Genomic DNA, 24,509 nt, shown 5'->3' with positions numbered 1-24,509 from the left:
TATATTTTATTTATATATTTCTGCTTTCATTTCTTAATTATTAATATGATTATTAATAACCTAAATGTAATATAATTATCTATATTATTTATTAGAAAGGTAAATTTATGGTTAGTAATAAAAAAATATTGCTAAGTGGAATCACTGCAACAGGAAAATTAACATTAGCAAACTACATTGGCGCAATTAAAAACATGGTTAAATTGCAAGATGAATATGAAAATTATATTTTCATTGCCGATCTGCATGCTCTAACTCTACCAATTGATCCTAAAGAATTAGAAAATAATCGAAGAAATATTTTTGCTTTATTTTTAGCTTGCGGAATTGACACAAATAAAAGCACATTATTTTTTCAATCTGATGTTTTAGAACACGGCTTAATGAACTGATTAATATTAACCAATACGACAATTGGTGAGTTATCAAGAATGACTCAATTTAAAGATAAATCATCAAAAATTAAAACCGCAAACGGAATGGAAACTATTCCAACGGGTTTATTAATGTATCCGACACTAATGGTTGCTGATATATTATTGTATAATGCTGATGTTATTCCAGTCGGTATCGATCAAAAGCAACATGTTGAATTAACAAGAAATTTAGCCACAAGATTAAACAATAAATTTAAGACAAATTTCAAAGTTCCAGAGCCCTATATTCCTGAAGTTGGAGCTAAAATTATGTCTTTAGTTGAGCCAACCAAAAAAATGTCTAAATCAGATAAAAATGAAAAAGCCTCAATATATCTTTTAGACGATCCTGAAGTTGCTTATAAGAAAATTATGAAAGCAGTAACTGACTCTGAGGGAAAAATTTATTTATCAGATGATAAACCAGGAATAAAAAACTTACTAACTATTTATTCAGCTTTAAAAAATATATCATTGCAAGAAACAGAACAATTATTTTTAGAAAAAAACTATGGAGAATTAAAACAAGCTGTTGGCCAAGAAGTTAAATTATTTTTAATAGAAATTCAAAGCAAATATACTGAAGCAATTAAAAATATTGACATTGAAGCTAAAAAAGGCGCAATAAAAGCAAGAGAAACAGCTAATAAAAATCTTAAATCACTTATGAAAGGAATAGGATTAGATAATGAAAGCAAATAGCAAATTAAATCACTCAACAAGCCATTTATTGGCAGCAGCAATTTTAAAATTATATCCTAATACAAAATTAGCAATCGGTCCTGCTATTGAAGAAGGATTTTACTATGATTTTGAATTCGAACAACCCTTATTAGAATCTGATTTACCAAAAATTGAAAAGTTAATGAAAAAACTAGCCGAACAAGGTTATGTAATGCGTCAAGTTGGTATCGAAGATTATTCATTTGAAAATCAACCATATAAAAAAGAGTTATATGACGAATTTTTAGCTCAAGGCAAAGAAATTACTTTTTTCCAATACTATCATCCAAAAACTAACGAAGTATTATTTACAGATTTATGTGCTGGTGGACATATTGAAAATACTAAAGAGATAAAAAACTTTAAACTTTTATCAGTTGCTGGGGCATATTGACGTGGCGATTCAAATAATAAAATGTTAACTCGTATATATGGAACAAGTTGAGAAACTAAAGAAGAATTAGATAAATACTTATTCATTTTAGAAGAGCGTAAAGAACGTGACCATAGAAAAATTGGTAAAGAGTTAAACATCTTTTCATTTTCACAATTAAGTGGTCAAGGTTTACCAATTTGATTAGAAGATGGTATGAAAATTCATAACTCAATTCGTGAATATGTTTTAAAACTAGATAAAAAATATGGTTTTAGAGAAGTTATGACACCTCATTTTGGAGAAAAGAAACTTTATGAAATTAGTGGACACTGAGCTCATTATCAAGACACCATGTTTAAGCCTATTGTTATGGATAATGAATTGCTAGTTGCTAGACCTATGACATGTCCTCATCACATTATTTTATTTAATTCAACTCGTCGTTCATATAAAGATTTACCAATTAGATATTCAGAACAATCAAGATTATATCGTTATGAAAAATCAGGCGCTTTAACTGGACTTGAAAGAGTTAGAGGAATGGATTTAACAGAAGGACACGTTTTTGTTAGACCAGATCAAATTAAAGCTGAATTTAAACACTTATACAAAATGATTTTACAAGCTTTAAAAGATTTCAATATCGAAATTGATCACGTTTCTTTATCATTAAGAGACCCAGAAGATAAAGAAAAATTCTTCCAAAATGATGAAATGTGAAACAAGGCTGAAAATGATTTAAGAGACGTTTTAAAAGAGCTTAATATTGAATATAAAGAGTTTATTGGAGAAGCTGCATTCTATGGTCCTAAAATCGATTTCCAAATTAGAACGGTTTTAAATAGAATTATTACCATGTCAACATTGCAACTTGACTTTCTATTACCTACTCGTTTTGAAATGAAATACGTTGATGATAATGAACAATTCCAAACACCTGTTTTAATTCACAGAGGATTAATTGGTACATATGAAAGATTTATTGCAATTTTATTAGAACAAACTAAAGGTGCGTTGCCATATTGACTAAGTCCTCGCCAAGTAACAATAATGCCAATCAGCGATGATTTAAACGAATATTGCCAAAAATTATACGAAGATTTATTAGATGAAGATATCAATGTTAATATCGATCTAAGAAACGAAAGAATTAACAAAAAAATTCGTGAAGCACAATTGCAAAAAACCAAATTCGTTGCAATTATCGGACGTAAAGAAGTTGAAGATAACACAATCGCAATCAGAGAATATGGCTCAGATCAAACTGTTATTTATACAAAAGACGAGCTTATTTCAATGTTAAAAAATCTTAAAAAATCACTTAAATAGCAATTAAAAAACTAGAATCAAATTCTAGTTTTTATAATATTTTTTTAATAAAAAATTAAATCAGTTTCAAAGTATTCCATATACTTAAACACATCAATTATGGTACTTATATATTTATCGTCGACTCTTTTATAAATATAGTTTTTTGTATAAATATTATTACTAAACTCAGGCACCATATTATCTTTAAAAAAATTGAAAATAACTTGCTCATTAAAATATTTGAAAATCTCAAATATTTCTCACTCGAATTTATTTATAGCTTGCTCATCTCAATTTATACTTAATCCTCTTTGTTTTAACAAATTAATAATTCCTTGAACGAAATACTGCTTAATTCTTTCTATGCTCGTATATCCGCTACCATTTTTATAATAATTAGAAACTGTAAAATAAAGTTCTCTTGGGTCTTTTGCAATATGAAATTTAAACTCATACATTCTTATAAAAGCTGATAAAAATTCATATTTAATTTGTTTTAAATACTTACTTACCGCTCTAAGATCAGAAAATGAAAGGCCATATGTGGTTTTTAATAAGTCATTAATAATATCACTAATTGATGAATAGTATTCTTGTTGGTCTACAGACTTCAAAAATTCTCTAGGACCATTTTGCGCTATTTTTTTATAGATATTTATTACTTGAGATTTAACACTTTGATTAAATTGGCTATCAGAAATTTCGAGCTTAGTTTTGAAAACTGGGCTGAGTTTTGAAAAATTACTTTTTAATAAAGTTATATCGTTTCTATCTAAAACAACTTTACCCTCTAAAATTCTATACATATAATAATTTTAAATTAGTTTTCAAATTTAAGCAAAAAAATACTCAGACATTTCTGAGTATTTTTTTGCTTTTAACTTTTTAAAAATTTATAAATTATTTTTTAAAACGTTTTACTAATAAAAAGATTAGAACACCTAATAAAGCTAAGGTAAGAATTGATAAGGTTATAACAAGTGCATCAACTGGTTTTTTATAACTTTCAACTTCTTGGTTTGATTTTTCAATAGCAGCAGATTTAACAGGATTTACATCTTTAATTTGATCTAAACTCTTGATTTGTTCTCTAGCTTCAAGTAATTTTTTAATAATACCTTCTCTGTATTCTTTAGGTAGCTTATGATTTTCTCAAACAATGTCAATTTGTTTATTTAAATCATCAAGTGCTTCTTCTTTAACTTTAGGTAATAATTGTTTTTGTAGTTCGTTAAATTTATCAGTAGCTTCTTTTAATTTATTAGCAACTTCTTCAAGATTATCAGCAGATCTAACAGCTGTTTTTAATGCTTCAATTGTAGAAGCAAATTCTTGTTTTTGCTCAGGTGTAGCAATTTTATCTGATAAATTAGCAATAATGTTGTTAAATTCATCAAGTTTATTATTTACATTTTCTTTAGCTAATCCTAATACTGAAGCATCTGCTTCTTTAGCTTTATTAATAGCATCTAAAACGCCTTTAAAAGTACTTGAATTTTCAACATTTTTCATTTCTTCAGCAATTTTATTAGCAATTTCATTTCTTTGTTCAGCTGTTAATAAATCATCTGAAATAGCTTGAACTTTATCTTTTAAAGCTTTTAATTCTTCGTTAGCTGTTGGTTTGGCGCTGTTTAAAGCTTCATCATATTTTGATTTAGATTCGGCTAAATTATCTGAAGATTCTTTAAAGCTGTTAGCTCCTTCAATATCTGTAGCATCTTGTGTAAATTGATTTGTAAGAGCTGTTTTTTGATCATCTGATAATAAATTAGATGGAACGTTAGCTATATCTTCTTTATAAGCTAAAACTTTGTTTTTATTATCTGTTTTAATTGCAGTTAATGCTTCGTTATAAATATTTGTAGCTTCGTTTAAATTATCTGAAATAGGTTTTACTTCATTTGCAGAATTAATAGCTTCTTTTCTTTCTGATAAAGATTTTAATAATGAGTTTCTTTTATCTTCAGCTAAAGCATCATTAGAAGCTGAATTAATGTCTTTTTCAAAAGCTTTAATTTGTGCAATTGGACCTTTTTTCAATTTATTTAATAAATCTTCTTTTGCTTCCTCGTAATTTTCAAATGCATTTTTAATTTCCGCTTCCGCTTTTTCGGTTAATAAACCCTTAACAATAGCTTTTGCTAATTCTGCATTTTTGCCAAGTTTTTCTAATTTTCCTAATTCTTCATCATATTTAGCTTTAAGATCTGCGACTTCAGGATTAGAAACTTCTCCAACTGAATGAGCAGAGTTAATGTTTTCAAATAAAGGAACTAATTCATTAGCTCTTTCTTTAAAAGCTTTGTATACTGGTTTAGCGCTATTTTTAAAGTTTGCTTTTTCGTAATTAAATTCATTATTAGCATTTACGGCTTGATCTTTTAGATCTTGTGGAATATTTAAATCTTTAATTAATTTGTCATATGTTGCTTTACTTACATCAAATACCGCTTTTTTAACAGCATCTTCTTCTTCAGTTATTTTTGCAGCAACTTTATTTAATTGTTCTTCATTTGGATTGCTTAAATCAAATCCTTCTGGCAAGTCAATTGAATATTTACCATTTGTAATCTTTGAAGAAACTTCTTTAATTTTAGCAGTTTCAGCTGCTTTTAATGCTGAAGCATTAGCTGCAGTAGCATCTTCTTTAATTTCCTCATTATAGTGATCCAATGCTTCAACAACACCAGCGGCTTCAGTATTTAACTTATCAAATACAGATAAAACCTTTAAACCTTCTGCTAAATTATCTTTATTTGTTTCTGCAGCAGCTTCCAATTTTGAAGCAACAGGATTTCCGATAGCTCCTGTAGCAATAGAGTCTTTAATGTATTTATTTTTATCGACTACTGAACTTACAACATTTATAAGCCCGCCTTGCACCGCTTTATCAATATCAGCTAATCATTTATTAACAATTTCTGCAAGCTCCGGATTTGAGGTCTTCAATTGATTTAATTCTTCTTTAAGTGCATCAATTTTAGGTTGTAATTCTGCTAATTTTTTAGCACCGTCTAAAGCTTTAAATTCATTATAAAGGAATGCTTTTTTGTCAACCGCAATTACGTTATAAATTCTATTGTTCAAATAGTTATTTATTGTTCCATAAAATCAACCGTTTTCGGTTGTAAGTGCTTCAGTTTTTCATGCAGTAACATTGTTATATTGTCTATCATAGAAAGTACCTGTAAATTTAGATGCCCCTCTAGAATATGTACCTTTTCTCATCATATAGATAGAAATTGGCATATCTGCAGGTTTGAAGTTAAAGTTTGTTATAAAGTATTTATGTCCATTTCTGTTTGTGTTATACACTCTATACATGTCATTCATGCCTTCATTAATTTTTGTTAATCAAGCTTCATTAGTTTGTGATAAATCGGCAGGATTATCGTAATAAATTTTTGAAAGTGCAATAAATGAATCGATGTTTGCTTTTGGATAAAGATTTCATTCACCACTATTAACAAATCAATCATTGCTTTGGATTATTTTAAAGTTATTTCCGGGTACTCCATCAGCTGTTTTTAATTCAAAGTGATTTTTTCCTTTATCATTAAAGTGAAATAGTAGGTTATCAATTTCAGCATCACTTGCTAAATTACCAATTAGCATTGTTCAGTTTGAAACTAAACCAACAAAATAATAATCATCTGTTCAATTATTAGGATTTCCTTCTACTTTGGTTGTATTTTGTTTATAAAAATAATTGATCATGAAATTGTGGTAGTTTACAAAATCCTTCAATTTTGAAAACGCAGGTTGTTCTTTTGATAATATAAAATTGAAAAAATCTGTTTTTGATTTTAATGCCTTTTTAACAATTTTTGATAAATCATCTGCATTTAAATTATTTCCATCTTTCATTTCAGAAAATAATTCATCAGCTGTTGCCTGGAATCTTGTGAACTCTTCTTCGTAATCTTCATCTTGTAATAATTCAGGTCTTGAAAAGATTCTTAAAGAATCAAAACCATTTTGAATAGTTTCATTTAAATTTTGGTTTCCTTGTTCTTTCATTAAATTATTGAAATATGTTCCACCAAATGTATAAGAAATTAATCTACTAAAAGCTTCTTTTGTTTCTGAAGATAATTCAAAAATTTCTTTTCTTACATCATTGTGATTTGCGAAAGTCATTGATTCAATCTTCTTGTTTAAGTATTCAACTTGTGAAGCGGTTAAACCACCTTCAAAATTATCTCAAACAGCATTTTGAACCATTTTCTTATAACCATCTTTTAATGAGTCAGCATATTGTTGTTCTCATAGTTGTAACGCTGTTTTTGGAGAAGATGAACTGTGAACATGTTCAATATCAGATGTTGAATTAACAGCACTTTCGTTAGTTGATGCCGATAAAACAATAGGTGATAATGAAGTCAATAAAGCTCCTCCTAATAGAGCTTTTAACACTAATTTATTTTTTTTCATATTTACCTCATTTTAATTAGTAATAATTTATTTTAAATGTTAAATCTTATATTTTAATTAATTAATATTTTTAATTGATCTAACAAAATTTTATTTATTCGTAATAAATAAATCTATATTTAATTTTACAGCCTATAATTATACACTATTTTATTTTTTTATAAAAAAAGTTCGATTTTTCAATATTTTTATAAAAAAAATCAAAAAGAACTAAGCTTTTTGATTTTAAAATCGGTCATTAAATAACTTGTGAAACACGTAATGCAATTAAGATAATGTTTATTAAAATTAATACGATTAATGCTGATACTAGTACTCAGAAACCTTTGTTTCTTCTTCTACCTGTGTATTGGATAGCATCAGTTGTATTGTGGCAAGCCACTGTTTCGCATTCGCATACTTCAGTTTTTTCTTCCGCTAAGAAGCCTGTTAATGTTGAAACTGTTGTTGCTGATTTTTTGTTTTTGTTTTTGATGTGGTAGTAGATATCTAATGATTCTTCGTTAGCAACGATTTTTTCTACAACAACTGGGTATTCTGACTCAGCTTTGATGTCTTCGGCTTTAACTTCTGAAGCTTTTTTTCCTTCAACGTTTTCTACATAAAATGACACTTCTGAAGCCTTTTCATCTAGGTCAACTGCTTTAGGTGCTGGTTTGTCAACAAGATTTTCTTGTTCGATGTATGTAATAACATCTTGGTTTTTAACTTGTTTTTCTTTAACTTTTTCAATGATTAAACGAGCTTTTTCAATACCAACACTTCCACGGTATGCACCGTCACGGTGGAATCAAACTCTTGTATCGTTTTGTGTTAATTCACTAACTTGAATGTATTTTTCAACAGCATCTGTAAATTCTGCAAAATTTCCAGAAATTTTTTGGTTAGCTTTTTTAAAGTTAAATGAAACATTTCTATCTTTGTCAAACGCTTCAGAAATATAGTATTTTTCTAAAGTCGATTTTTTTTGTGATTTCATACGAACTCCATTCTTTAAATTATTAATAATTTCAATTCTATTTTAACAAAAATATAAATTTATAAAATAAAATATGCCGTTATTTTACACTAAATTTGTCTAAAAATTAACTTTTTAGATATTTTTTTAGCATTTTTCTAATTTGACGCATCTTTTCACGAACAATTCTGTCAACATATTGAAAAAAATATATTAGATAAAATCAATAATATATGTATAAAAATCAGTGATTAAAGTTTAATAATCAATAATGTTGCTTTATATATTCAAAAACTATTTTATATATTGTTTAAATACTGAGCTAACATTGCCAATTTTTTGTTTTAAATAATCATGTTCGATTTTGTCTTCTAAATCAAAAATAAAATCTCTGATTTGGTCTTCTTTAATCATGTAAATATCTTCAAAAATACCTTCGATTTGAAGTTCAACACTATTATTAATTACATAAATTAATTTAATTGGTGTCTCTTTATTAAAAACTCTATGAATTTTTTTGATTAGTTTTTTACCCTTTAGAAAAGGATTTTGATATTTTTTATATTTTTCTTCATTTATTTTAATATCTAAATATTTATCTTTTACAGAGCCTAAGATTTTTCCTTCTGTTATATAAATATTATTTATTAAATAGATAGATTTTTTTGATATTAAGATATCGTTAATTTCAAAATCGATATATTTGTCGAAGCGATATTTATTTTTAGAAATAACTTCGGCATTTTCCATTTCTTTAGATATTTTAAGAATCTGTTCAGAAACACTTTGATCAACTAATGCTTTTTGAATAAAATTTTTTTTGTTTTTATTCATTAATTTAAGCATTGCAATCGAAAATACTAATATTAATATAAATAAAACAGAAAGTCCTATAGCTATGCCTATAATATAAGGTTTATCTTCTAATAACATATTACATGTCCTCCTCATCTTTTTCGCCTAGATAAATATCTTTATCATTAATAAATTTTTTAATTATTTTATAGTTAGGCTTGTATTTTAATATTAAATCATAAAATGGTTTTTTATGATTATGGTGGCGATAATGCGCAACCTCATGAACTACTATGTTTTTAATAGCTTCTTCTTTAAAATGTACTAATTTTAAATCATAACTAAGAATTTTTTTAAAGAAGTTATGTTTTCCTCACGCAGTTTTACTATTCATAATCTTTATTTCATAAGTAGTTTCTTTTCCATAAATCAATTTCCAATAGTAATGGCTATATTCTGTGACTTTTTTTAATAAAAGCTCTTTCAAATACTTTTTAATTTCTTTACCAACATCTAAATTTTTGGACTTTTTAATTTTTATATAATGAACTTCATTTTCATAAGTGAAATAAATAAAGCTATCAAGAATAGTGAACTTAACTTTTTTACCGAATAAATAAAATGAATTATTTAATAAATCAATATCTAGATAATTGCGAGATTTAATAATCAGTTTCGGTATGTTTTTAATAATAAAAAGATCGACAATAGGCCGATATTTTTTTCAATTTTCTTCTGAAATTAATAATTGTAAGCCTAGTGAATTATCAAATTTCAAAGCATAGGTTTTTCGTTTCTTAAAAACAACAGTAACTTGATAGTTTTTGTTATCAACTAGATAATCAAATTTATTAGTCTCGTTCATGATATCTAATTATAGATTAAATTACTAGCTTTAAATTTAAATAAAATTAGATAAATTGTTATTCAAAAATTGCAAAATTTAGTAAAATTATCAACGATTTAGTAAAAAATTATATTTTTTAAAGAAAAACTAAAAAAAACTTAATTTTATTATAAAATAAATAATGCTAATTATTAATAGCAAGAAAGGCAAAAAAATGGCAAATATTAAATCAAAACAAAAAGCAATATTATCTAACGAAAAAGCAAATGCGCGTAATTCTGCTATCAAATCAACAGTTAAAACAGCTATCAAAAAAGCTAAATTAGCTGCACAATCAAACGATCCTAAAGTTGATGAATTAAAAGCTAAAGCTCACCACGAAATTGATAAAGCAGTTTCAAAAGGTGTTTTACACCAAAACAATGGCGCAAGAAAAGCAAGCCGTTTAGATGCATTTATTGCTAAAAATAAAGAATAATAATTAAGATGAATTTAAGTAATTAAAAATGTCCGCGTGCGGGCATTTTTAATTTGTTCTTGTTAATCTTCTTATAATTTTTAGAATCTTTGTATCATTTGATGCATATTTATATCTTAAAGAAATATCAAAAGATGAACTTTTTGCAATACTTCTAATCGAGCTAAAAGTTTCAAAACCCGCCTTGCCATGATATTTTCCAATTCCAGATAAACCAATTCCACCAAATCCTAAATTATGATTGGAAACTTGCAAAATTGTATCATTAATGGCGACCCCACCACTTTTTATATTAGTTAATAAATAGTCGATGTTATTTTTATCATTACTAAAAATATACAATGCTAATGGGGTCGAGTGTTGATTAATTTCTTGAACTACTTTTTCTAAATTATCATATTGAAGTATTGGTAAGATAGGTGCAAAAATTTCTTCTTGCATTTCTCTATCAGTTCATTTACTTTCTTTAATTAATAAACTCATTTGACGTTTTTCATTGACTTCTAATGGATAGCCATATTCTTTAATTCTTGATAAATGATGTTCTGATATTATTTTTGGTAATGCATCATTATCCAATGGTTCTTTGCCATAAATTTCATGATATCTCATTTTAAGTGATCTTAATAACGGCAATTTAACATCTTTATGAACGTAAATATAATCAGGAGCAATACATGTTTGTCCGCCATTCATCATCTTACCAAAAATAATTCTTTTAGCGGCTAGTTCAATATTTGCATTTTTATCAATTATTGTCGGTGATTTACCCCCTAATTCTAAAACACAAGGAATCATTTTTTCAGCAGCTTTTTCATATATTCTTTTGCCTATATTACTATTGCCCGTAAAGAAAATAAAGTCTAAATCTTTATTTAATAAATCTATTGCCGCATTTTTATCGCCTAGGTGAACCGAAAGAATTTCCTTAGGAAAAAGTTCGTTAGCCATTTCTAGCAATAATTTTGAACTGTGATAAGAGAATTCGGATGGTTTTAAATAAACAGAATTACCAGCTCCAAATGCATTAATAAAAGGTATTAATGATAAGTTAAAAGGATAATTTCAAGGAGATATTAATAAAACCTTTCCATAAGGTTGTGGATAACTATAAAATTTTGTTCCCAACGTTGCTAAAGATCCTCTAACTCTTTTTTTCTTAGCCCACAAAGATACTTTTTTAATATATAAATCAAGTTCTTTAATAATCGGAATAATTTCAGTTATTTCAGCTTCAACTTTAGATTTATTTAAATCTAAATATAAAGCGTCATAAATTTTTTCACGATTTTTCTTTATTCATTTTTTCAATAATTTTAAATAATAAATTCTTGTCTTTACATTAATCATTTCTAACCCCTAAATTTGATAATAAAATTATATACGAAAAAAATAAGGTTACTTTCCCTTATTTTTCTCGTATTTATTTACCTTAATATGTTTTGTTTTTGCAATGTTAAATACCAGTGTAAACTCGCCTTTTATATTTTGCTCTTTTAAAATATTTAAAATTTCTTGTGGGCTACCTTCAATAGATTGCTCATAAAGTTTGGTCATTTCCTTAATTAAAAACAGCTTTGCCGAGTCATTAAAAACATATAAAAAGTCTTCAATTGTTGAAATTAATTTATGTGGTGATACATAAGCCACATATGTTCCATATGATAATGAAGACAGTTCGTTTCTTCTCATTCCTGATTTATCTTTTAAAAAACCAAGAAAAGTAAATGTATTGCTAAAATTAGCTTTGATTGTGGCGTGTATTAATGCAGTTGGACCACCAATAACATCAATAAATATTCCTTCGCTTTTAGCCAATTTTACAATTTCAAATCCAGGATCAGAAATGCATGGCATGCCTGCATCTGAAATTAGTGCCACTTTTTTATTTTCTTTAATATATTCAATAATTTTTGGGCTAATTTGTTTCTCATTAAAATTATGGTAAGAAATTAATTTAGGTTTATTTATTTCAAAGTGTTTTAATAGCTTTGCACTAACTCTGCTATCTTCACATAAAATAATATCCGCTTCTTTTAAAGTGTTTAATGCTCTGATAGTTATATCGTCTAAATTGCCTATCGGTGTGCCTACTATAGATAATTTATAATCCATAAATCCCTCCCAATTCAACTAATAATTTTGCTTTTTGAATATAAAAAGAACTATTGCTATTAAGTGCTTTAATTATTGAATCTAAAAGATCTATTAATCTAATTAAATCCAAATCCAAAATGCTTTTATTTTGTTTATTAATATCAGTATAATCTATTACAAAAAATGAATCATAGTTGTTTTTAAATTTGTATAAATCTTGATATATCACTTTTAAAAAATTTAGAAATTCATTAGCATTATTTTTATTGAATTCTTTAATTAAAAAAGTAAAAAAATTGGTTTTTTTATACACTGAATTTAAAACTAAGTTTTTTAGTTCAATTAGTAAATTTTCATTGATATTTTGGATATTTTTATTATAAAATGTATAAAAATTAGTTAACTTATTATTAGTGTTATTTAATAAATGAGAGTCTTTTAAATCAATAATAAAACAACGTGACTTAATTGTTTTTAAAACAGAATTTTTGTTGTTTGTAGTCAGTAAAATCATTAAATTTTTAGGCGGATCTTCAAAGAATTTTAGTAAGCTATTTAAACTTTGCGGGGTTGAATTTTCTATATTATTTATAATTAAAAACTTAATTTTATCGCTTGAAGCATTAGCAGTTTCTGAAGACAATTTAATAGCATTGGAAATGTCTTCTTTTAATATAGTATTTTCAGATCCATCAATATAAAAATATAAATCTCCGAAAATTAAATCAGAAATTTTTTTATATTCGGTTTTATTGACTTTATTAATAAATTCAATTAAATATCACTCGAAGGATTTTAATGTTGTCGAAGAAAGTAAATAAACCTGTTGGAGTTTGTTATTTAAGATACTATTGTCAATTATTTGTGAAAATACTGATTTCGATTCCATTAAATTACTTCTAACTCTTTTAAAATATCTTCGACTTTTCTATAAAGTTCAATAATTGAACAATTTGCATTTATAACTCTAAATTGTTCCGGGTTTTTATTAATAATTGTTTTGTAAGCTTGTCTTAAATTTTCATAATAAGCAACATCAGTTTTTTCTAGACGGTCAGCTTCACCTCTTATTTTTGTAATTCTTTCAACAGAAGTTTCTGGTTGTAGATCGAAAAATATTACTAAATCAGGCTTGGTATTATCTGTCGCTATTTCATTAATTAGTTGAACTTTTTCCAAACCAACATTACCTAAAATACCTTGATAAACAAATGACGATGTTCAATAACGATCGGAAATAACATGTTTACCAAAATTTAGTGCTGGTCATATACCTTTTTCTAAATTCAAACGTCTTGAAGTAGCAAATAATAAAGCGTCTACCATATGACTAAAATCATTTTCATTGTCTAAAATTAACTGTCTTATTTTTTCAGCTTCTTTAGAAAAAGCACTACCTGGTTCTCTAGTAAATACAAAATCATCAATCTTATGTTTTGAAATTAAATCATCTTTCAACATTTGAACGATAGTTGACTTACCTGAACCATCCATTCCTTCAATTACAATAAATTTTCCCTTATTTTTATTCATAAATTCCTCTTAAGATATTTTAGTTTTGTTTATTAATGATTGTTTAAGTGTTATTGGATCAATATATTCAACCGAGGCTCCCATAGGTATACCCATCGATAATTGATAAACATTAACATGATTAATTTTATCTCTTAAACATTTTTTAATATATTCCATCGTAAATTGACCTTCAATTGTTGCTGACAAGGCCAATATAATTTCAGTTTGATTTTTTGATAGATTTATCAATTTATCAATATTTTTTTTAACCAAATCACTAGGATTTTTGATATCGTATAACGACTCTAACACAAAATATTTACCTTTAAAAATATTTAGCTCTTCAAATTTAGCAATTTCATTTGAATTTTCTACTACAATAAGCTTTTTGTCTCTTAGAACATCTTGACATATTTCACAGATTTGATTTGCATTATATGCATTACATACTTCGCATTTTTTAATTGCTTCTTTTAATGATTTTATAGCATTGAATAATTCTTCAGCAACTTCAACTGGTTGTTCTAAGAAATAAGTAATAGTTTTTGATATTTGTCTTTTACTATAGCCAGGTATTTTTTTTAATAATAACTCAAGCTCATAAATTTTTGAGTCATTCATAATAATTAAAATGGCATTCCTGAATTAGAAAATTTTGAGTTTAATTCTTCGTATTTTTGATCTACAACTTCAATTGCTTCATTAACAGCAATCATAACTAAATCTTGAATTAATTCAGGATCATCTGGATCAATTAAAGCTTCGTTAATTTCAATAGATTTAATTTTTCTATTTCCATTCATAACAACTTTAATTCCTTGTTTTTCAACAACGAATTCCATTCCTGCAATTTCTTTTTCTTCTTTTTCAACTTGTGCTTGTAATCTTTTAGCATTTTTTAACATTTCATTTATATTCATAGTTTCTCCTTTTATTTTTTAACTTTAAAGCGGTCGCCAAATACATTTTCAGCTCATTCAATTGCACTCTTTTCTTTTGAGCTAAATCTCAATGATAAGTCTTCAAGAGGTTCAATTTTACGTTTTCTAATTTCTGATAAATGATCGCTTCAATATTGCTTAGCTTGTTTAAATTCTTCTGTTGTAATGGCAAATAAATGAACATATCTTCCAAATATTAATTTAGTTGCGCTTATAACATCATCAGTGTAAGCTTCTTGATTTAATTGATGAACTTTCTCATCAAATTCGCTTGTAAACAAAATAAAATCCTTTGATGAAAACATTATTCTTAAATTACTAAATAATGTAATTAATCTCTGATCGCTTTTTGGTAATTTAATATTTAGCATTGCAAAATGAATTGAATCTTCTTTAGTATAATCAGAATTTTCAAATCCAACCGCTTTTATTTTTGAAAATTGTCTAACTAATAAACAATCAATAATTTTGTCGATTGATATGCTTTTATCGGTATTCAGATTTTCTTCTTTAAACTCTTCATTTAAAACAAAATCATCATCTCCGTCATAATTTGAAGTTATGATTTCATCTGTTATATCATCTTGTTGATAGCTATTATCATTTTCTGCTAATAATATTTCTTGAGTTTTTTCTAAAATAACATCAACATCAACTTCTTTAATTTCAATTGGTTTACTTTGTTTTATTTCTTGGGTTTGATAAGAGTTAGCAATATTCGCTAAATCAAATACGGAATTAAGTTGTTCATTATTAGTTTGTTTTATTTTTGATTTTTGTTCTTTATTGTCATTTTTATCTTCTTGATCATAAACAACAAAATCTACACTTTCATCTGTTTTTGGTATCTCGATAACATGTTTATAATTTTCGTTAGAAAGATGTAATTCAGATAAATTAATTAATAATAATTCAAATAGCTGCTGAGGGATATCAGCGAAACGAATTTCTTTATTTGCCTCATTAATCATTGACAAATACCTATAAAGTTTGTCTTCTGAAAAACTCAAAGATTTCACATCTTCTTTATTTAAAACTTCTAATAAACTTTCGTCATTTGTTTTCATGAATATAATTAAATCTTTAATTAATGAAATCAATTGACTTAATATTCTTTCAATATCAGCTCCATTATTTAAAAGTTGTTCTTTTAGAGCTAACACTTTTTTAAGTTCGTGATTAGAAGCTAGTGATAATAAATTTAATAATTGTTTAGGATTTGAAATTCCAAAAAACTTTTCGATAACTTCGGTAGTAATTTTTTTATCTGCGCTAAATATCGAAACTTGGTCGGCAATTGATAATGTATCTCTAAAACTTCCGTTTCCCAGCTCGGCAATTAATTTGTATGCTGATTCTTCGGCTTCAATATTTTCTTTTTCAAAAATTACTTTTAATTGGCTAATCAATGTGATTAAATCCATCTTTTTAAAATTAAATCTTTGAACTCTACTTAAAATCGTTAATGGAATTTTTTGTGGATCAGTTGTAGCTAAAATAAATATTACATGTTTAGGTGGCTCTTCTAATGTTTTTAACAAAGCATTGAATGCGCCTTTTGATAACATATGAACCTCATCAATAATATAAATTTTATATTTAGATTGAGTTGGTAAATGTTTAATCTTTTCTCTTAATTCACGAATATCATCAATCCCTGTATTTGATGCAGCATCAATTTCAATAATATCTAAGTTTCTATCTATATTTAAAATGCAATTATCGCAAGGAATTAGTGGGTCGCTTTTGTGCGAACAGTTTATTGTATTGGCAAAAACTTTTGCAGTACTTGTTTTCCCATTTCCATGTGGTCCACAAAATAAATAAGCATGACTTATTTTATTATTTAAGATAATATTTTCGAGTGTTTTAACAATATGATCCTGCCCTTTTATTTCATCAAAACGAGTTGGACGATATTGACGGTATAGTGCAATATATTTATCTGACAATGACACAATTCCTCCTATTTAAATAATAATTATATTTTACCAAAAACTAATATTAACAAGTTTTATTATTTATAATAATATCGGTGACAGTTATGAATCATGACAAATATTATTTCGATAAAAAAATAAAATCTACGCTTAAAAATTTTTGAATACTGAGCTGTTGTCTAATTCCGATAACCTTAATAGGCGCGATATTATCATTTTTATACAGCCAAAATTCAAAACCCTTAATATATTCATTATCAATTTTAAATGCTTTAATAGGTTTTTATGGAGTTGTATATTTTACTCAATCAATAAGCTTTTATAAATTTAGAGACGAAATTAAAATTCGAAGAATACCAAAATCTATTTTAATTTTATCAATCATTACTTTAACCCTTTCAATTTTAAGTATAATTAACGCATTTTTATACTACACATTAACTGAAAATTACAAGGCAACATTTAGCAATGAAAACTTGCTAAAAATTAATATTTTTAAAATAGAGACCTATATAACAAACATTGCACTTTTTTCAATTTCAATTCCATTAACAATACTTTCACATAAGTTATATAAAAAATTAAGTAAATAAAAAGGAAACATTATTATGATTAAATACGAGAAATCTTGTGGGGCGGTAGTCTTCAAAAAAGAAAATAATGTCATTAAAGTTTTATTAATTGAACAAAAAGCTGGGCATTGAGGATTCCCTAAGGGCCATGTCGAAGAAAATGAAACCGAAATCGAAACCGCTTTAAGAGAAGTTAAAGAAGAGACTAATATTGATGTTAAAATAATTGAAAATTTCAGGGAAATTATTGAATATCAACCTTTCGAAAATGCTTGAAAAACAGTTGTATTTTTCGTTGCTGAACCAATTAATAATACATTAATAAAACAAGAAACAGAAGTTCAATCACTTGGTTGATTTAATATTGAAAAAGTTAACGAATTATTACCTTTTGATACTCAAAAAGAAATTTTTAATAAAGCGATTAAATTTTATCTACAGCTTAACAAAAATTAAAAAATAAAGTATATAAAAAATGCAAATTAAGACTTTTAAAAAGGCTAATTTGCATTTTATTTATTGATTATTTAGTTTGTCTTTTTCAGCGTTCATTCTATCTATTTCAGCTTCAATGGCTGCCATTTCATCTTCTAAATTATTAACTTCTAGATTTTCGGCAACAGAAATTTCATCAATTTTAATTTTTAATTCTTTAGCAATCGTTGCCTTTTTAGCTTCTATTTGTTCATTGATTTCATTTTCAGAAAAACCTTGTTTAGCTAAAAATTCTCTTTCATTTGAAATTAAATATTTAATAAAATCTATTGCTTGCTGAGATTGAAGACTTTGTTCGTTACTTTCATTAGGATTAATCATTCATGGTAAATCAATTGAAGCATTAGAACTTGGTAAAGCATCATAATTATTAAATAAATTAACAGTTGATTCTAATGCTATTCTATTAGTTAGTTCTTTGAATTTTTTTGAACCCAATTGAGTATAAACTTGATATGGATTTTTTTGTGCATATTGAACTAAGTTTGTGCTTCTTCTTAATTTATCCATAATATTAATATGGTCTTGTCAAGCTTTATCAAAAACATTTAAAATAATAACTCTTTCAGATCTTGCTAAGGCTGAAATACCATATTTATCAATAATATTTTGACGTAATTTATCATATTCTAAATATCAAACGTCTTTAATATACTTAATTAATTCTTCTTTATCGAATTTTCTTAACTCATTAACTTCAAATTTATGTTGAGTTAATCTCATGAAATTTTGATTTATATACAAGACAAATGTGTCAAAATCCATTGTGTTATTTTTCATTACAAAATATGGATTATTAACAGTTTGTTCAATAGCCACTGAAATCATTTTTTTAATAATAGATCCCAAATCATCACGATTTAAAATCAAATCACGTTGTTCGTAAATCAAATCACGTTGTTGTCTAATAACATCATCAAAGTTAAGGACTGATTTACGTGAATCATAGTTAAATCCTTCAATTTTCTTCTGAGCAGCAATAAAGGCTTTTCTTATGCTTTCTTCAGCAATTTGGTCTTCACCATATGATTTAAAAATTTCTTTTCACTTATCTTGTAAACCAAATCTTAAAATTAATTGATCATCTAGTGATAAAAAGAACTTTGTATATCCCACATCACCTTGACGTCCAGAACGACCCTTTAGCTGATTATCAATTCTTCTCGATTCAGCTTTTTCAGTTCCTAAAACATATAGCCCACCAGCTTCAATAGCTTCTTTAGAAGGTTTAATATCAGTTCCACGACCTGCCATGTTAGTTGCAATAGTAACAGCACCCAATTGACCAGCACGAGCAATAATTTCAGCTTCTGAAGCATCTTGTTTAGCATTTAAAACAGTATGAGGAACCCCAACTTCTAATAAATATTCGTGTAATGCTTCTGAGTCTTCAACTTGCGCAGTTCCGATTAAAACCGGTTGACCTGTTTTATAAATTCTTTTCACTTCTCTAACAACGGCTTTTCATTTAGAATGCATGTCAACGTAAATTTCGTCTTTATCATCTTTTCTAATTACTGGTTTATTTGTAGGAACAACATTAACACGCATATTATAAATATCAATAAATTCTTTTTCTTCGGTTAAGGCAGTACCAGTCATACCACTAATTTTTTTAAACAATCTAAAAAAGTTTTGATAAGTAATAGTTGCTAATGTTTTTGTTTCACTTTCAATAGTAACACGTTCTTTAGCTTGAATTGCTTGTTGTAGACCTTCAGAATATGCCCGACCTTCCATTATACGCCCCGTAAAAGAATCGACTAATTCAATTTTGTCATTTCTAACAATATATTCAACGTCTAACTTCATAACTTTATGAGCTCTTAAAGCATTTTGAATTCTATGCACAAGTTCTGAGTTTTCAATGTCATATAAGTTTTTAAAATTGAAATATTTATTAGCTTTTTCGATACCTTTATCAGTCAAATAAACCGATTTAGTTTCTTCATCTATATAATAATCGTCTTTGCTTAATGTTCTAACAAATAAATCGGCATTACTATATAAATTGCTTTCTTCATTGTCCCCGCCGGAAATAATAAGCGGGGTTTTTGCCTCATCAATTAGTATTGAATCAACCTCATCAAGTAGAATATAGTCAAGCCCTCTCTGAACTTTTTCTTCTTTGCTCATGACCATATTATCTCTTAGATAATCAAAACCTAATTCTGAGTGAACAGAATAAACAACATCGCAAGCATATGCTTCTCTTTTTAAATTTGTTGACATTTGTGCTTTATTAATACCGACAGTCAAACCTAAAAAATTAAATACCTGACCCATTTCTTCAGCATCACGTTCAGCTAAATATTCATTAACTGTTGAAACAATAACACTATTGCCAGTTAAAGCATTTTGATAAACGGGTGCAATTGATGTTATCGTTTTACCTTCTCCCGTTTTCATTTCTGCAACAGATCCTAAGTCTAAAATTATTCCACCAATCATTTGAACATCATATGGTCTTTTACCTAATACCCTTTTTGTAGCTTCACGTGAAACTGCAAAAACTTCAGGACGAATTTGATCAGGTGTTTCACCTGTTTTTAATCTTTCTCTGAATTCATTAGTTTTTTTTCTTAGTTCTTCGTCAGTTAATTTTGATATTGTTTTTTCTAAAGCATTAATTTTCCTTAATGTAGCTTCCGCAATTCTCATTTCTGTTGATTTAAATTTAAATAACTTCATAACCTTATATTTTATATTAAATATTTAATATAAAAACAAAATAGTTAAGCTCATAATGCTTTTTTGAGTTTAATCATTTCTTAATGCGATTTATTGCTAAATATCAGGCTTTTATTAAATTAAAAATGTCGCTAAAATTGCGACATTTTTAATTATTATTTTGATTCTTTTTCTTCTAAAGCTTCTTCTGATTTTTTAGCAGCTTCACGTTTTTTGTTAACTTCTTCAATAATTGCTTTAGTTTGAGCATCTTCGTATTCAGAAACTTGTTTTTTAGCAGCTTCAATTTTTTCATAACCTTTAGAATCATTAACTTGCATTAATTTAGTAATAATTCTTTCATTGATTAAGTTTGTTTGAACATTTTCAAATCTTAAAATACCTTTTACTTGTTCAACTGGCAAGTTATAAATTTGTGCTAATTTAGCAACTTCGTTTTCGTAATCTTCTTGAGTTACTTCTAATTTTTCAGCTTTAGCAATAGCGCCAAAAATAAAGATTTTCTTTAAATTTGGTAATGCTTGTTCTTCAAATGTTTTCATAACATCTTCTTTTGTGTTTTTGCTAAATTCTAAATATTCTTTTTCACTGATGTGTTGTTGTCTTAAATTGTTTAAAAAGTTTTGGTAGTATTTAGATGCTTCTTCGTGAACTAATGAATGAGCCACATTTACATGTGATCCATCAACTAATTTTTGAGATGCAAGTTCAACAAATTCGTTTTGAACTCTTGATGATTTTTCTTTTAAAGCTTGAATTTCAACAAATTTTTCGTATTCTTTTAAGCTTTTAACGTTTGGTAAGTTAATTTGTTTAACAAATTCTTCATCAATTGTTGGATAGCTAGGGCTTTTAATAAAGTTAACTTTTACATTAAAAATAACTTTTTTACCAGCTAGTTCTTTAGCGTGGTAGTTTTCAGGGAATGCTAAATCTAAATCTTTGCTTTCACCTTTTGATAATCCAACCATTTGATCTTCAAAACCAGGAATAAATTGATTTGATCCAATTACTAATTCATACCCTTCTGCTGAACCACCATCAAATTCTTTACCATCAATTAAACCTTTAAAATCAAAGTTTACTGTGTCTCCTGTTTTAATTGCTTCTTCTGAATCAATCATAACTACATAATTTGATGCTAATTGTTTTTTTACATTTTCAATGTCAGTTTCAGTTAAAGTTAAATCAGACAATTTAATACCTAATTTTTTATAGTCTGCTAATTTAACTTCTGGGAATAATAGAAATGTTGCTTCAATAGTAACCTTATCTAAAGCCATTTCTAAAACATCTAGTGATGGTTCTCCAATAATTTCATCTTCTTTTTCAACTTGAGTTAAGATGTGTTTTGTATAAACGTTGTCCAATGATAATCTTAAAGCTTTATCAGCAATATCGATTGGATTTAAATGTTTATCAGCTTCACGTGCTGGAACTTTACCTTTTCTAAAACCTTTAATTTGTACGTTTTTTCTTAATTCAACTTTTGCTTTTTCTAAAGCTGCTTGTCATTCTTCACCTTCAAGTGTGTAAGTAATTTTTAATTCAGCTGCTTCTTTGTTTACTAATCTTGACATATTTTTTTCTCCTTAAAAATAAATATCTTAATTATTATAATTAATTTATGTTTTTATTTAAAAATATTATATAGTTTTGTTTCTTGTTCTGTTAATTCATTAACGTTTTTTTCTCCATATAAAACTTTAACAACGTTTATGATTTGAATATAATCATTTTTAGTTTGTTTTAGCAATATATCGATTCAATTTTGGAATAAATAAGCCGAGAAAACTTGTCTTGCAATTTTATTTTTTGCAACATCTTTTTCGAAAGTTGCAAATATCTCGTTTTGCATTTTCAAAATTTCTTCATTTTCTAAAAATGATCCCATTTTTTCAGGGTTAATAACATTGCCATTTACCTTGTAATCATAATCAATATGACAATTGTGTAGCAAATCGTATATTAACGTTTGAAATCCCGCATTATCGAAACCTTCAGAGTTAAAAAAGTACTGAAATTCAGAAGAATATTCTTTTAAATCATTACGTTTTTTAAGTTCGTTATAATTTAGCATAAATACATAATCCATTCTTTTATTTTTTAAAGAATTAATTAAAGATAATGTATCTAATTTTGTGTTGGTGATCAACTTATTTTTTTTAATTTGAAAAATAATGTTTTCACGCAAACTATCTAAATCCGCCAATTCGTTTCTTGTGACAAAATTTTTTTTATTCTCATCAATTAAATAAATCGCTCTTAATGGATCTTCTTTTCTTATTTCTTCAACTTGTTGATATAGTTTATCAAATTCATTTTCTTGTATACTCATAAATAAAATTTTACACCATTTTTTTATTTTTTAGCACTCATTTATACTATTTGCTAATATAAGATAAATTATAATTTAATAAAAATGTATAAGCTTAATTTATAATATAAGTGTATTTTATAAAAATTTGTAATTTATTAAATATTAAATAAGGAGCACAATGTCAAAAATAATTAAAATATATGCATACGAAGTTTTAGACAGTCGTGGAAACCCAACTGTTAAAGTTGAACTAACAACTAAAAAAACTTATGCAGAAGCTTTAGTACCTTCTGGAGCTTCAACCGGTTCTAAAGAAGCTTTAGAACTAAGAGACAAGGGAACTAAATACGAAGGAAACTGATTCGGTGGAAAAGGTGTTCAAACCGCTTGTGATAATGTAAATAACATTATTGCTAAAGCTTTAATTGGTAAAGAAGTTTCAAAACAATTTGAAATTGACAAAATCATGTTAGATTTAGACGGCACACCAACCAAATCAAAATTAGGAGCTAACGCTATATTAGCAGTTTCATTAGCAGTAGCCAAAGCAGCTGCGCAAGAAAAGAAACTACCTCTATATGAATATCTAGCAACACTAGACAATCGTGTAGCATATAAATTACCAGTTCCAATGTTAAATGTTATTAATGGTGGTGAACACGCTTCAAACACAATTGACTTCCAAGAATTTATGATTATGCCTTTAGGAGCAAAAACATTCAAAGAAGCAATGCAAATGGCAAACTTTGTTTTCCATACACTTGCTAAATTACTTAAAAAAGCAGGGCACGGAACACAAGTGGGTGACGAAGGTGGTTTCGCACCAAATCTAAGAACTCATGAAGAAGCTTTAGACTTTTTAGTTGAAGCTATTAAAGAAGCAGGATTTAATCCAGCAACTTCAGGAGAAAAAGCAGTTGCTATTTGTTTAGATGCTGCAAGTTCAGAGTTATATAATGCTGACAAAAAAATGTATATTTTTAAAAAATTCAAAAAAGCACTTGATGAAAAAAGACCTGGTTTTGAAAAATTAGCTGATATGAAATATGAATTCACATCAGAAGAATTTGTAGATTACTATGGTCATTTAATTGCTAAATACCCTATCATTTCAATCGAGGATTCACACGATGAAAATGACTGAGATGGGTTCGTTAAAATGAATGAAAAATATGGTAAAAAAGTTCAACTTGTTGGTGATGACTTAATAGTTACAAATCCAGCTTACATTAAAACTGCTATTGAGAAAAACGCAATTAATTCCTCATTGATCAAAATTAACCAAATTGGTTCTTTAAAAGAAACAATTGAAGCTATTAAATTATCACAAGATGCCAACTTCGTTCCAGTTATCTCACACCGTTCAGGAGAAACTGAAGATACATTTATTGCTGATTTAGCTGTTGCATTTAATACAGGTGAAATCAAAACTGGTTCAATGTCGAGAACAGATAGAATTGCTAAATACAACAGACTTCTAAAAATCGAAGATGAATTATCCGAAAAAGGCAAATACGAAGGAAGAGCTACATTCCACAACTTAAAATAATTCATTAATAAAAGCCCCAATTTAAACTTGGGGCTTTTATTTTTGCAA

21 protein-coding genes are annotated in these 24,509 nt (G+C 26.8%); 6 read left to right on the top strand and 15 right to left on the bottom strand.

What is annotated here, in order from left to right; all coding sequences use genetic code 4:
* Positions 1–107: 107 nt before the first annotated feature.
* Together trpS and thrS are read left to right on the top strand one after the other, a co-directional pair.
* Positions 108–1,118 carry a tryptophan--tRNA ligase gene (trpS, locus tag AB5V95_RS00470; protein ID WP_369085956.1) on the top strand — a complete coding sequence of 337 codons (1,011 nt, stop codon included), beginning with the start codon at positions 108–110 and terminating at the stop codon, positions 1,116–1,118.
* The gene (gene thrS, locus AB5V95_RS00465; protein ID WP_369085955.1) at positions 1,105–2,844 is read left to right on the top strand and encodes a threonine--tRNA ligase; all 1,740 of its coding nucleotides are present in this window, start codon (positions 1,105–1,107) and stop codon (positions 2,842–2,844) included. Before trpS ends, thrS begins: the two co-directional genes overlap by 14 nt.
* Positions 2,845–2,888: 44 nt before the next feature.
* Here thrS and AB5V95_RS00460 read toward each other — a convergent pair whose 3' ends face one another.
* The 5 genes from AB5V95_RS00460 to AB5V95_RS00440 all read right to left on the bottom strand — a co-directional run bounded on the left by AB5V95_RS00460 (position 2,889) and on the right by AB5V95_RS00440 (position 9,881).
* Positions 2,889–3,632: a hypothetical protein gene (locus tag AB5V95_RS00460; RefSeq protein ID WP_369085954.1), complete on the bottom strand. Its 744-nt coding sequence runs from the start codon at positions 3,630–3,632 to the stop codon at positions 2,889–2,891.
* 94 nt (positions 3,633–3,726) lie between these two features.
* Positions 3,727–7,263 carry a hypothetical protein gene (locus AB5V95_RS00455; RefSeq protein WP_369085953.1) on the bottom strand — a complete coding sequence of 1,179 codons (3,537 nt, stop codon included), beginning with the start codon at positions 7,261–7,263 and terminating at the stop codon, positions 3,727–3,729.
* 238 nt (positions 7,264–7,501) lie between these two features.
* Complete coding sequence (locus AB5V95_RS00450) at positions 7,502–8,242, bottom strand: hypothetical protein (protein WP_369085952.1); 741 nt, start codon at positions 8,240–8,242, stop codon at positions 7,502–7,504.
* A gap of 273 nt (positions 8,243–8,515) precedes the next feature.
* On the bottom strand, positions 8,516–9,154 hold the full coding sequence (locus AB5V95_RS00445; RefSeq protein ID WP_369085951.1) for a hypothetical protein: 639 nt from the start codon (positions 9,152–9,154) through the stop codon (positions 8,516–8,518).
* Between the two features lies 1 nt (position 9,155).
* Complete coding sequence (locus AB5V95_RS00440; RefSeq protein WP_369085950.1) at positions 9,156–9,881, bottom strand: YgjP-like metallopeptidase domain-containing protein; 726 nt, start codon at positions 9,879–9,881, stop codon at positions 9,156–9,158.
* 196 nt (positions 9,882–10,077) lie between these two features.
* On the opposite strand from AB5V95_RS00440, the gene rpsT reads away from it, so the two are divergent.
* Positions 10,078–10,341 carry a 30S ribosomal protein S20 gene (gene rpsT, locus AB5V95_RS00435; RefSeq protein ID WP_027123023.1) on the top strand — a complete coding sequence of 88 codons (264 nt, stop codon included), beginning with the start codon at positions 10,078–10,080 and terminating at the stop codon, positions 10,339–10,341.
* Between the two features lie 48 nt (positions 10,342–10,389).
* Here the strand turns inward: rpsT and AB5V95_RS00430 are convergent, their stop codons facing one another.
* Genes AB5V95_RS00430 through dnaX form a run of 7 tightly spaced genes read right to left on the bottom strand, consistent with a single transcriptional unit; the run spans position 10,390 to position 16,852 of the window.
* Positions 10,390–11,691 (bottom strand): aldehyde dehydrogenase family protein, encoded by a 1,302-nt coding sequence (locus tag AB5V95_RS00430; RefSeq protein WP_369085949.1) that lies wholly within the window; start codon positions 11,689–11,691, stop codon positions 10,390–10,392.
* Positions 11,692–11,739: 48 nt separating this feature from the next.
* Positions 11,740–12,456 carry a 16S rRNA (cytidine(1402)-2'-O)-methyltransferase gene (rsmI, locus tag AB5V95_RS00425; RefSeq protein ID WP_369085948.1) on the bottom strand — a complete coding sequence of 239 codons (717 nt, stop codon included), beginning with the start codon at positions 12,454–12,456 and terminating at the stop codon, positions 11,740–11,742.
* Positions 12,446–13,327: a DNA polymerase III gene (locus AB5V95_RS00420; protein WP_369085947.1), complete on the bottom strand. Its 882-nt coding sequence runs from the start codon at positions 13,325–13,327 to the stop codon at positions 12,446–12,448. Before AB5V95_RS00420 ends, rsmI begins: the two co-directional genes overlap by 11 nt.
* Entirely contained in the window at positions 13,327–13,971 is a 645-nt protein-coding gene (gene tmk / locus AB5V95_RS00415; protein WP_369085946.1) for a dTMP kinase, read from the bottom strand. The genes AB5V95_RS00420 and tmk overlap by 1 nt, the downstream gene beginning before the upstream one ends.
* Positions 13,972–13,980: 9 nt before the next feature.
* Entirely contained in the window at positions 13,981–14,574 is a 594-nt protein-coding gene (locus AB5V95_RS00410; RefSeq protein WP_369085945.1) for a toprim domain-containing protein, read from the bottom strand.
* 5 nt (positions 14,575–14,579) lie between these two features.
* Complete coding sequence (locus AB5V95_RS00405; protein ID WP_369085944.1) at positions 14,580–14,873, bottom strand: YbaB/EbfC family nucleoid-associated protein; 294 nt, start codon at positions 14,871–14,873, stop codon at positions 14,580–14,582.
* 11 nt (positions 14,874–14,884) lie between these two features.
* Positions 14,885–16,852: a DNA polymerase III subunit gamma/tau gene (gene dnaX / locus AB5V95_RS00400; protein ID WP_369085943.1), complete on the bottom strand. Its 1,968-nt coding sequence runs from the start codon at positions 16,850–16,852 to the stop codon at positions 14,885–14,887.
* An 86-nt stretch (positions 16,853–16,938) separates the two neighbouring features.
* On the opposite strand from dnaX, the gene AB5V95_RS00395 reads away from it, so the two are divergent.
* Positions 16,939–17,427 (top strand): hypothetical protein, encoded by a 489-nt coding sequence (locus AB5V95_RS00395; protein WP_027122517.1) that lies wholly within the window; start codon positions 16,939–16,941, stop codon positions 17,425–17,427.
* Positions 17,428–17,442: 15 nt separating this feature from the next.
* Positions 17,443–17,862 (top strand): NUDIX domain-containing protein, encoded by a 420-nt coding sequence (locus tag AB5V95_RS00390; RefSeq protein WP_245579813.1) that lies wholly within the window; start codon positions 17,443–17,445, stop codon positions 17,860–17,862.
* A gap of 60 nt (positions 17,863–17,922) precedes the next feature.
* Here AB5V95_RS00390 and secA read toward each other — a convergent pair whose 3' ends face one another.
* From secA to AB5V95_RS00375, 3 genes are all read right to left on the bottom strand, one after another.
* Positions 17,923–20,592: a preprotein translocase subunit SecA gene (gene secA / locus AB5V95_RS00385; protein ID WP_369085942.1), complete on the bottom strand. Its 2,670-nt coding sequence runs from the start codon at positions 20,590–20,592 to the stop codon at positions 17,923–17,925.
* A gap of 155 nt (positions 20,593–20,747) precedes the next feature.
* Positions 20,748–22,172: a trigger factor gene (gene tig, locus AB5V95_RS00380; RefSeq protein ID WP_369085941.1), complete on the bottom strand. Its 1,425-nt coding sequence runs from the start codon at positions 22,170–22,172 to the stop codon at positions 20,748–20,750.
* A 53-nt stretch (positions 22,173–22,225) separates the two neighbouring features.
* The gene (locus tag AB5V95_RS00375; RefSeq protein WP_369085940.1) at positions 22,226–22,930 is read right to left on the bottom strand and encodes a hypothetical protein; all 705 of its coding nucleotides are present in this window, start codon (positions 22,928–22,930) and stop codon (positions 22,226–22,228) included.
* A 160-nt stretch (positions 22,931–23,090) separates the two neighbouring features.
* Between AB5V95_RS00375 and eno the strand changes: the two genes are divergently transcribed.
* Entirely contained in the window at positions 23,091–24,461 is a 1,371-nt protein-coding gene (gene eno / locus AB5V95_RS00370) for a phosphopyruvate hydratase (RefSeq protein WP_369085939.1), read from the top strand.
* The last annotated feature ends 48 nt before the right edge of the window (positions 24,462–24,509 follow it).

Origin of the sequence: Metamycoplasma spumans (genome assembly GCF_041026625.1) — a bacterium.
GTDB classification, from domain to species: domain Bacteria; phylum Bacillota_I; class Bacilli_A; order Mycoplasmatales; family Metamycoplasmataceae; genus Metamycoplasma; species Metamycoplasma spumans.
The sequence above is the reverse complement of the archived record's forward strand: the minus strand, read 5'-3'. Positions and strand labels throughout refer to the sequence as shown.